We start from the raw sequence: 2,699 nt of genomic DNA on the forward strand, positions 1-2,699 counted from the left end.
GGTCGCAGCGCGCGGGTTATGGTGATGAGGCACTGGGGCTACGCCGGTGCACATAGAAAAAGGCCCCGGGGCCGCATCCATCGCCAAATTTTTGCGGTCCCGTGGGTCCTGACTTGGCCAATCGTAGCATGGCCAGAGAGTGAATTTTCGCTATGTCGAAATCAGTTTTTTCCGACAGAATGTTGCCGGTTTTTCAGCTAATGAATGGTGCGATGGTAGTGGGGGAGCCTGCGCCAAAATCCGAGGATGGGACGCCTGAAAAAGTCGGTGACCTCGTGAAATGGGAAGTGAATTTGGGTGTCCCGTATGGCCCGAAGGGGCGGTATGTGCGGCCCATGAAAGTGGTCGTTTTGGCTGCGTCTCAGCCCGATGTGCATGACGGCCAAGTCGTACGATTTAGGGATCTGCATGCGGGCTGCTGGAAAAATGGCAACGCGTATGGACTCTATTTCTGGGCGACGCGTGTGGACGTCGTGAAGCGTGCTGGGGGCGATCAGTAATGAGCGGCGTAGATCATTGGGAGAGTCCTGGGGTGCCTGTGTGGCCGTTTGTGCTGGTGGTGGCGTTTTTTGGGGTGGTTATTGGTGGCGGAGCGCTGTTTATGCGGCGGCGTTTGCTGGCTGAGCTGCGTGAATGGATGACTCGGACGCTGGGTGAGCCGCGGGCTACCCGTGAGCTTGAGCCGGTGGATGTTTTTAGCCCGTCACCTCGGGCGCAGCGGCTGTGGCAGGAGGTGGGCCTGGTGGTGGATGGCGAGCTGCCAACAATCCGGGAGAGCGACCGTTTTAACGTCCTGAGCTGGGAAATCAGGCAGCCTAGGCTTTCACCACGGCGCTTGCGGCACGCTGTTGAGCGCCTGATTTCGCAGGTCGATTCGCCTCAGTGGCGCACGTCGCCGGAGCTGATGGACGTCGATACGGGCAGCATTCACGTGGGTTTTGTGCCTGCTTAGAGGGGGTACAGGGGGAAATCCCCCTGTCCTTGCGGGGGTGTGGGGGCTTTAGCCCCCGCTGATGGAGAGAGTGAGTCCTAGTTAATCGCTGCGGGAGGGTCGGTATTAACCATGTGGGCCTCCCCCTCTCTCCCCGTCCTTGCCCTCGTTGGGGCGTGGCGTGAAGCTGACCGCACGCGCTGAGGGGATACGCTGAAAAAAGATTTTAAGAAAAAAGGGAAACCCCCGTGCGAGTTACCAGCTCATATGCACGGGGGTGAAACAAGACCGGAGGGGTCTTCTGTGGATAGATTATCAGGCGATAGCACTAATCGCGACTGCGCGACGCGCGACCAGGCCGAGGTAAGCGCGGCAGCGCTACGACAAGCGAGCGCCGCGAGCGAGGAGGACGCGCACGCCGAGCGCCTTGATATATCGCAAATAAAGTTTGCACACCCGGACTCACCTGGGAAAATGCTGCGCCGGGTGAGGTGGGCCAGGCGGCACAAATCGGCGGAATTTCTGCGTCCGCTAGCCACAGAGCAGGTGTCTGGGTGGTGGAAACCTGTGCGCCCGGCTCGGTGTGCGTGGACTATCGGACGAAGCGTCGGCATTATGCACGACGGCAGCAGACCTGCTGGTTATGCCGGTGTGGAGCGGTGTTCGTCTATCTGGTCGTGCCCGCATTGTTCGGCAGTCATTAGGGCTGGGCGTGCTGCAGAAATCGAGCAGGCGGTAAAAGCACATCAGAAAACTGCAGGTGAAGTGCTATTTTTCACGGGTACAGTGCGCCACCACAGAGGGGATGAACTAGGTACGACTTTGGACGCGGTGCTCGTCGGCTGGAAAAAAATGCTCCAGAGTCGCGGCTGGGCCAGGCTCAAAAAGGCTTATGGCCTGTCCGGATATGTCCGGGCGATTGAGGTGACGCACGGGACGAACTCGTGGCACCCGCATGTGCACGGTCTGCTGTTTCTGGACGAACCAGTGCCGGCGGAATGCTGGGACGAACTGCGCGAGCTGCTTTTCGAGCTGTGGGCTGATTCGGTCGTGAAAGCCGGAGCAAAAAGACCTACAGAAAAAGGTCTTGACGTGCGCCGACTCGATGGAGATGGTCGGGTTTTGTCGGCGTATTTGGCCAAGGTTCAGGACGAGAAGAAGGGACGAACCGGCAAGGGCTGGGGCGTGGGTGCGGAAATGTCGCGGTCGGACGTGAAAAGCGGCCGGGAGGGCTCAATTTCTCCGTTTGAGCTCCTGGACGATGATTGCGCCGGATATTCGGAGGACGAACGTTCTCGGCTTTGGCGTGAGTATTACTCGGCCACTAAAGGCAGGCGGGCGATTACGTGGTCGCGGGGCCTGAAAAAGCGCTATGACGTGGGCGAACGTACTGATGAGGAAATCCAGGATGACGCGGAATCCACGATTTTGGTCTGGCGTACGCATGCAGACTGCTATCGGGAAGTGCTGCGGGTTCGTCCCACCGATTTGGCTGTGGCGCTTGAGCTTGCCGAAGCGGAAGCATGGGACGAACTAAACGTCATTTTGCCTGGTAGGAGGGCTAAAGCAAAGAAAGCGCCGCCACCAAAGATGGTGTGACCAATTTCACACTTTTGGAGTGATCTTTGCACCAAATTTTTTCCGGATGGTCGCAGCGCGCGGGTTATGGTGATGAGGCACTGGGGCTACGCCGGTGCACATAGAAAAAGGCCCCGGGGCCGCATCCATCGCCAAATTTTTGCGGTCCCGTGGGTCCTGACTTGGCCAA

At 58.7% G+C, this 2,699-nt stretch carries 3 protein-coding genes; all 3 read left to right on the top strand.

Going from position 1 to position 2,699, the window contains the following annotated elements:
* The first annotated feature begins 152 nt into the window (after positions 1-152).
* The 3 genes from RAE04_RS11585 (at position 153) to RAE04_RS11595 (ending at position 2,530) form a co-directional block, all read left to right on the top strand.
* A complete protein-coding gene (locus RAE04_RS11585; RefSeq protein ID WP_317027461.1) occupies positions 153-500 on the top strand; it encodes a hypothetical protein in 348 nt (115 codons plus the stop codon).
* Positions 500-952: a hypothetical protein gene (locus RAE04_RS11590; RefSeq protein ID WP_317027462.1), complete on the top strand. Its 453-nt coding sequence runs from the start codon at positions 500-502 to the stop codon at positions 950-952. Before RAE04_RS11585 ends, RAE04_RS11590 begins: the two co-directional genes overlap by 1 nt.
* A 594-nt stretch (positions 953-1,546) precedes the next feature.
* Positions 1,547-2,530 (top strand): protein rep, encoded by a 984-nt coding sequence (locus RAE04_RS11595; RefSeq protein ID WP_317027463.1) that lies wholly within the window; start codon positions 1,547-1,549, stop codon positions 2,528-2,530.
* Positions 2,531-2,699: the final 169 nt, after the last annotated feature.

The sequence above is a fragment of the Corynebacterium sp. CTNIH16 genome (assembly GCF_032821655.1).
GTDB classification, from domain to species: Bacteria; Actinomycetota; Actinomycetes; order Mycobacteriales; family Mycobacteriaceae; genus Corynebacterium; species Corynebacterium marquesiae.